The 7,101-nt window shown below is 56.5% G+C and carries 6 protein-coding genes; 2 read left to right on the forward strand and 4 right to left on the reverse strand.

From position 1 onward, the window contains the following. Positions 1-41 precede the first annotated feature (41 nt). Positions 42-836, reverse strand: coding sequence for a prolipoprotein diacylglyceryl transferase (gene lgt / locus HVA01_RS17185; RefSeq protein WP_146876662.1), 795 nt, complete (start codon positions 834-836; stop codon positions 42-44). Positions 837-1,001: 165 nt separating this feature from the next. Continuing rightward, the gene (locus tag HVA01_RS17190; protein ID WP_146876665.1) at positions 1,002-2,228 is read right to left on the reverse strand and encodes a response regulator; all 1,227 of its coding nucleotides are present in this window, start codon (positions 2,226-2,228) and stop codon (positions 1,002-1,004) included. Between the two features lie 171 nt (positions 2,229-2,399). On the opposite strand from HVA01_RS17190, the gene HVA01_RS17195 reads away from it, so the two are divergent. Continuing rightward, positions 2,400-3,242, forward strand: coding sequence for an NRDE family protein (locus tag HVA01_RS17195; RefSeq protein ID WP_146876667.1), 843 nt, complete (start codon positions 2,400-2,402; stop codon positions 3,240-3,242). On the opposite strand, the gene ptsP is transcribed toward HVA01_RS17195, so the two are convergent. Further along, complete coding sequence (gene ptsP, locus HVA01_RS17200) at positions 3,218-5,479, reverse strand: phosphoenolpyruvate--protein phosphotransferase (RefSeq protein ID WP_146876672.1); 2,262 nt, start codon at positions 5,477-5,479, stop codon at positions 3,218-3,220. The genes HVA01_RS17195 and ptsP overlap by 25 nt on opposite strands. Positions 5,480-5,570: 91 nt before the next feature. Further along, a complete protein-coding gene (gene rppH / locus HVA01_RS17205; RefSeq protein WP_146876669.1) occupies positions 5,571-6,062 on the reverse strand; it encodes an RNA pyrophosphohydrolase in 492 nt (163 codons plus the stop codon). 236 nt (positions 6,063-6,298) lie between these two features. On the opposite strand from rppH, the gene HVA01_RS17210 reads away from it, so the two are divergent. Beyond that, positions 6,299-6,955, forward strand: coding sequence for a histidinol-phosphatase (locus HVA01_RS17210; RefSeq protein ID WP_146876670.1), 657 nt, complete (start codon positions 6,299-6,301; stop codon positions 6,953-6,955). The last annotated feature ends 146 nt before the right edge of the window (positions 6,956-7,101 follow it).

The raw sequence follows: 7,101 nt of genomic DNA on the forward strand, positions 1-7,101 counted from the left end.
GGTGGCACCTCAACCAACACAGGCACCGCTGCGCGATGCTTTTAGTTCGCAGTCTTTACATCCACTGGCTGGGAACGCGACCAGACAATAATGTAAAGCCCCAATGCGATCATAGGGGCCGAGAGCAACATACCCATGGTGACCCAGTTGAAGGCGATAAAGCCGATGTGGGCATCGGGCAGGCGTACGAATTCGACCATAAAGCGGAACACCCCGTAGCAGACCAGGAACAACCCGGATAGAAAACCACGCGAGGTGGGTTTGGCCGATACCCACCAGAGAATGGCGAACAGCACGACGCCTTCTAGCAAGGCTTCATAAAGCGCTGATGGATGACGCGGCTCGGGTCCCATGCCTGGAAACGGCATGCCCCATGGCAACGAGGTAATCCGCCCTGGCAGCTCGTGATTAATGAAATTGCCAATCCGCCCCGCGCCTAAACCAATCGGCACCATGGGCGCAATGAAGTCAGTAAGGGTTAAAAATGCCAGCTGTTTACGGCGGGCAAATAGCCAGGCCGCCAACAACACGCCGAGCAGGCCACCGTGGAAGCTCATACCGCCGTCCCACACGCGAAAGACCCATAGCGGGTCGGCCAGCCACTGTTCAAGCCCGTAAAACAGGGCGTAGCCTAGACGCCCACCCGCCACAACACCAATGGCAGAGTAAAAAAGGAGGTCGCCGATATCGTCATTGTTGAGGCCAATCCGCGATGCACGCCGGCAGCCGAGCCACCAGGCGGCAATAAACCCGACTACATACATCAAGCCATACCAATGGACTTGCAGTGGCCCGATAGAAATAGCCACTGGGTCAATCGTTGGGTAGTTAATCATTTACACTCTCTAATCTGGCCTAATCTGGCGAAAGGAATCATTGAATCTAGTAAGGGCTCAGGCCCCACCCCTGTAGCGCAGAAGTAACAACCGTTAGCGCAACAGCGCCAGCACTTTTACGCAGGCAGCGAAGTTTACCCCTTAAACAGGTAAAAGAAACATTGCTCATACCTGCAGTGCGACGTGCACCCTGCCCGGGAACCAGTGAATCACTATGCCGAGGAGGGTATCCGGTTGATACGGTTTGACGAGTAGGTCGTCCATACCAGCCGCTAAACAGGCATCACGCCCGGCATTGTCGGCATTGGCCGTCATGGCCACTAGCACGCTTTGGTTAGCGCCATGGGTGCGCTCGTACTCACGCCAGCGGCGGGTGGTGTCGAGCCCATCCAGCGTCGGCATAAAAATATCCATAAGCACCAGGTCAAAGCTGACGCTTTGTTGACGCTCAAGCGCCTGTTCGCCACTGCTAACGCCTTCTACCTGCAGGCCTTGGGTTTCCAGTATCTGTCGGGCCAGCATCAGGTTAACCGGGCCATCGTCGACCACGAGTACGCGCAAATGGCTCTGCGACTCAGCGCCCTCAACTTCTATTGATGATTCTGCCATTGATGGTTCTGCCCCGCCGTCTTGCCCAGCGTTGCCTTGTTCAGCACCTTCTTGCACAAGGTTAGCCAGCAGCCCACGGATATCGGTTAAGTGTGTACTGACATCAATGATGTTTTGCCGACAATCGGCGTCGATGTCTTTGTCAGACATGCCGTTTAAATGGTCCAACAAACTATCCGTTTCACGCTGCAGCAGCGTTAAATAGTCAGATTTTAGGCGTGACTCTTCTCGCGCCCTTTCACGGCCCGCCATTAAGTATTTTAGCTGTCGCTGCTGGTGTTGAAGGTCGTCCAACAAGGATTGTTCATGCTCTTGTTGGCTATGCTGTGTGGCAGCGTCGGCTGCTTGCGAGCGGCTCATACAGCGTTCCAGGCCTGCCAACACGTCATTCACGCTGGCTAGCCGCTGAAGGGGTAGATGAGATTCGTCAACAGCCTCTGGAGAGGCGCATTTATACGTCGGCAGGGCACGCTCTGCAGTGGCGCATAGCGCTTGGCTATGCCGCTCCAGTTCGGTGAGTTCTTGCATGAAGCGGCTATCTTTGCGGCGTGCGCGCGTTTTTACCAGCATCAGAAAGGCGCCGACATTCAAGCTACTGCCGAGAAGCAGGGCCGCCATTAACCACAGCAGTGTGTTCCAGGAGGCATAGCCAGGCGACGTCCACCATACCCCTGCCCCCACTAACAGGCATAACACGATCAACCCGGCCTGCAACAGCAGCAGTGGCCAGAGAAGCGGCCACACAATGGCGTTCCAAAAGTGCTCCCTTCGACAACCTTGCATGATTTCGTCTTCCTTGCGGCCTAGTAGCCTGTGATAACGTATCTGTTTTATTTAATACTTGGCGATACCTGCCGATGCTGGCGTCAGTCTACGTCTGCATTTTGTGACTGTCATGCGGCACGGCTGAATGTTTTAACTTTTACCTTTTACTTTTTAACTGACGAGTTTGCTATGTGCTTGATAACGTTTGCTTGGCATCCTGGCTCACCTACGCCTTTGCGGCTAATGGGCAACCGTGATGAGTTCTATGCGCGGCCCACGGCACCACTTGCTTATTGGCAAGACTGTCCGGCAATTGCCGGTGGGCGCGATTTAGAAGCTGGTGGTTCGTGGCTAGCCGCAAAGCAGGGCGGCATCGTCGCGGCTGTTACCAATGTGCGTGACCCTCAACTGACCACACCGCCAGGCGCGCCGAGCCGAGGGGCGCTAGTGGCTGATGCATTGCAGTGCGACGACATAGAGAGCTGGCTAGCCGCGCTAAACCAAGGTGAAGCCTTACGCTATGCGGGGTTCAACCTATTAGTCGCGACGCCGCAGCGGCTTTGGCACCTGCACCGCAGCCGAGACCAGCTGGCACTCAGGGAGGTGCCCCCCGGCGTACACGGCTTATCCAACGCCGACCTTAACTCCCCGTGGCCCAAGCTGTTGCACGTTCGCGATGCACTTGAGTACAGTCTTTTAAGAAACGGTCTTTCACAAGATGGCCCTTTGCGAGAGCGCCAGACGCCGCCATGGCCTAACGCCGTGCGGCATGCGATGCAAAACCCAGACGAGGCAGCCGTTGAAGCCTTACCCGACACCGGCGTTGGGCTTGAACTGGAGCGCCAGCTCTCGGCAGCCTTTATTGTCGGTGAGCGCTACGGCACTCGGGCTACCTCATGGCTGACACTGGGCCACCAGGGTCACATCGAGATAACCGAACAGCGCTTTGGGCCGCTAGGTCACTTTGAAGGTGAAACCAGCCTGTCTATTGCTAATCAGCCCACTGCTCAATCTCGTGGGGGCATTAAGTGAGACAACTGCCACTCATCCAGGCGGTTATCTAGATGCGCATGCACCAGTGCCGGGGTATCCAACGCCATTACTTCTTCTAACAGCTGCTCGGCATCGCTCAACGGCACCCGGCGAATGGCGGCGCGCACCTTGGGCAGGCTAGGCGCGTTCATGGAAAGACTGGTAAAGCCCATCGCCATCAGCAGCAAGGCGCCCGCGGGGTCTCCCGCTAGCTCACCGCACAGCGAAATCGGCTTATTGAGCCGTTTGGCATCTTGGGCAAGCTCCAGCAAGGCACCCAGCAACGCCGGGTGAAGCGCATCGTAAAGGCTTGAAACACGAGGATTATTGCGATCCACCGCGAGCAAATACTGGGTAAGATCATTGCTGCCAACTGAAAAGAAGTCGACACGCTTGGCCAGCGAATCCATTTGATAGATAGTGGCAGGCACTTCGATCATTACCCCTACTTGGGGCCGAACGACGGTTATCCCCTCCTCGCCCAGCTCCAAAATAGCGCGATCTAACAAACGCAGTGCCTCATCCACCTCCTCGACGTTGGTAATCATCGGGAACAGCACGGAGAGATTATCCAAATCGATGGACGCTTTGAGCATGGCGCGCAGCTGCACCATCAATACTTCGGGGTGATCTAGCGTCACGCGCATCCCGCGCCAGCCAAGAAACGAATTGGCCTCGTCAATCGGGAAATAGGGCAGATCCTTATCACCGCCAATGTCCAAGGTGCGCATTACCACCGGCAGCGGCGCGAAACCTTCGAGCTGATCGCGATAAAGCTTGGTTTGCTCTTTTTCACCAGGGAAGCGTTCAGTAATCATAAACGGCACTTCGGTACGGTAAAGCCCTACCCCGCCGATACGGCTTTTTAACAACGCGTTGGCATCGACCGCTAGCCCGGTATTCACCATTAGCGGCAAGCTGTAGCCATCTGGCGTGGCGCTGGGCAGGTCCTGTTCGTGTTCAAGCAGCTCGCTTAAGGCTTCTTCTTCGGCAATCAGGCTTTCATAGCGCGCCTTGAGCTCAGGCCCCGGGCGCACAAACAGGCGGCCACGGTGACCATCCAGTAGCACCGGAGCACCGCCTAAACGGGGTAACGGCAAATCCACCATGCCCAGCACCGTGGGGATCCCCATGGCGCGGGCCACAATCGCCACGTGTGAGGTGCTGGAGCCGCGCACCGAGACCAGGCCTTTGAGCTTGTCACGGGGCACTTCGCCCAGCATAGCGACGCTGATTTCATCACCGACCAAAATAGCGTTATCGGGGTAGGTTTCCGGCGTGGAGGGCGTATCTTCTTGCAAATGCGCCAGCACTCGGCGCCCCAGGTCGCGAATATCAGCTGCCCGCTCGCGTAGATAGTTATCGTCGACGCGCTCTAAATACTGCACGTGGCGGCGTACCACGTCAGCCAGGGCGCCAGGGGCCCACTGCCCTTCGCGAATACGTTTTTCGACCTCATCGGCCAGCGCCGCTTCGCCCAGCATCTGCTGATAGACATCAAACAGCGCCAGTTCCTGGGCAGAGATCCGGCTTGCCAAGCGCTCGGCCGCCGCACGAATTTCGCTACGGGTTTTACCAATGGCTTCTTTCAAGCGCGCGACTTCGAAATCCTGATCGTTGGGCACTAAATCCGGCACGCTATTAAGATCGGAAGGCGGGGTAATCACCACCGCTTCACCCATGGCCATGCCCGGCGAGGCAGCCACGCCTTTAAACATGGCCTGCCCACCGGCAAGCGCCGGGCGCAGCAGGTTACCTGTGGCTAAGGCATGGGCTAATACGCCCGCCAGCTGCGCCGCCATGGTAACCAGGAAAGCTTCGTCTTCATCGTCGTAGCGGCGTTTTTCAGCTTGCTGTACGACCAGCACGCCGAGCATCAGCCGCTGGTGAATGATCGGCACGCCCAAGAAGCTGGAGTAGCGCTCTTCACCGGTGGCTTCAAAATAGCGAAACTGCGGGTGCATCTGAGCCTCTTCAAGATTGAGAGGCTCACTGCGTTTGGCCACCAAGCCCACCAACCCCTCGCCTAACGGCAGCACGACGCGGCCCACCGCCTGGGTACGCAGGCCGATGGTTTCCATCAGCACCAGCGACTCAAGCTCTTTGTCGTAGAGGTAGAAAGAGCACACATCGGTCTGCATCGCCTTACGAATTCGGCGTACCATCGTGGACAGCGCGGCGTCGAGGTTGCGCGCGCCATTCACTTCCTGAATAACCCGGCGCAGCACCTCAAGCATGGACGTTTTACTTTTCACTGTTATTTGCCTCGCTGAGGAATTTCCTGGCAAGCCCCGCTGCGCGCCTTAGCTTGGGCAGCGGTAGATCGCCCTATTCTTCATCCTGTGCCAGACGCTGAACGCGGGGAGACAACTCTCGCAGCGCACGTCGGTATACCTCTCGTTTGAAAGGCACTACCTGCCCTAACGGGTACCAGTAGCTCACCCACCGCCACCCATCAAATTCGGGGGTGGGCGTTTCCGTCATACAAATTTGGTTTTCCTGGCAACGGATTTTAAGTAAAAACCACTTCTGCTTCTGGCCAATACAGACCGGACGCGAATGCGTACGAATCATACGTCGTGGTAGACGGTAACGCAGCCAGCCCCGGGTGCAGGCAACAATATCAACATCGTCGGCGGTTAGGCCGATTTCTTCGAATAGCTCACGAAAAAGCGCTTGTTGTGGCGTCTCGCTTGCATTGATGCCCCCCTGGGGAAATTGCCACGCATTTTGTCCTACCCGACGCGCCCAAAGCAGCTGCCCCTGGCTATTGGCAATGATAATGCCAACATTGGGGCGAAAGCCGTCAGCGTCGATCACGGACATCACCTTCATAAATTTTCAGTTGTGCCCATTTTTCCACAAGGGTGACAAGCGTATCAATACAATATAACGCTAAGTGATGAATGCTTTCGTTTCAGCAGGGCTGCAACAAACGTGCGCTGGTGGGAATGGCAGGGCGAGTCTGCGATAATCCCGCGTCTGCTATTTGCCTTAATTAGCGTCTTTTCAACACGATTGATTGCTGACAACCACTGACTAAAAAGGGGCGCGCCGTGAGTCTGGCCATTTTCGATTTGGATAATACGCTGCTATCCACCGATAGCGATCATGCCTGGGGCGAGTTTTTACTCGAACAGGGCGCGGTAGACCCGGCGACTTACCGGGAAGCCAATGAGCGCTTTATGGCCGATTATAATGCGGGCACTCTGGACATGGCTGACTTTCTGGCCGTCGCGCTTAAACCGCTGGCCGATAACACGCCGGAACAGCTTGCCGCTTGGCATCAGCAGTTTATGGTCAGCAAAATCGAGCCCAACATTCTGCCTAAAGCGGAAGAACTGCTCGCCCGCCACCGCAGCAAAGGCGATACGCTGCTGATTATTACCGCCACCAACCGCTTTATCACCGCGCCGATTGCCGAGCGTTTAGGGGTGGACCACTTAATTGCAGTGAACCCAGAAGTGAAAGATGGCCACTACACCGGAGGCGTTTCGGGTGTGCCCAGCTATCGTGAAGGTAAAGTCACCCGTCTTGAACAGTGGCTGGAAGGTCAGGACCTGACCATGGAAGACGCTTGGTTCTATAGCGACTCGCACAATGATTTGCCACTTTTGGAAATCGTCGAACACCCCGTCGCCGTCGACCCCGACGCTACCTTGCGAAAAGTCGCCGAAGAACGCCACTGGCGGATTATGAGTTTGCGGGATTAGGTTGGTGAAGGTGAACCCCGGCACCGCTTCGCGCTGCTCTCACGGGTGCGCCTTAGGCTTACCACGCGCTACAAAACCCCACCGATTCAGCTTCGCGCATGACCCCGTAGCGCGTGGTAACGAGAAGGCGAGTTCAGCGAGCGTTT

Origin of the sequence: Halovibrio variabilis (assembly GCF_007991175.1) — a bacterium.
Taxonomy (GTDB): domain Bacteria; phylum Pseudomonadota; class Gammaproteobacteria; order Pseudomonadales; family Halomonadaceae; genus Vreelandella; species Vreelandella variabilis.

What these genes read in the sequence shown, in the direction of transcription:
- HVA01_RS17190 (WP_146876665.1), bottom strand. Translation starts at nt 2,228, where the DNA reads ATGCAAGGTTGTCGAAGGGAGCACTTTTGGAACGCCATTGTGTGGCCG.
- lgt (WP_146876662.1), bottom strand. Translation starts at nt 836, where the DNA reads ATGATTAACTACCCAACGATTGACCCAGTGGCTATTTCTATCGGGCCA.
- ptsP (WP_146876672.1), bottom strand. Translation starts at nt 5,479, where the DNA reads ATGCTTGAGGTGCTGCGCCGGGTTATTCAGGAAGTGAATGGCGCGCGC.
- HVA01_RS17195 (WP_146876667.1), top strand. Translation starts at nt 2,400, where the DNA reads ATGTGCTTGATAACGTTTGCTTGGCATCCTGGCTCACCTACGCCTTTG.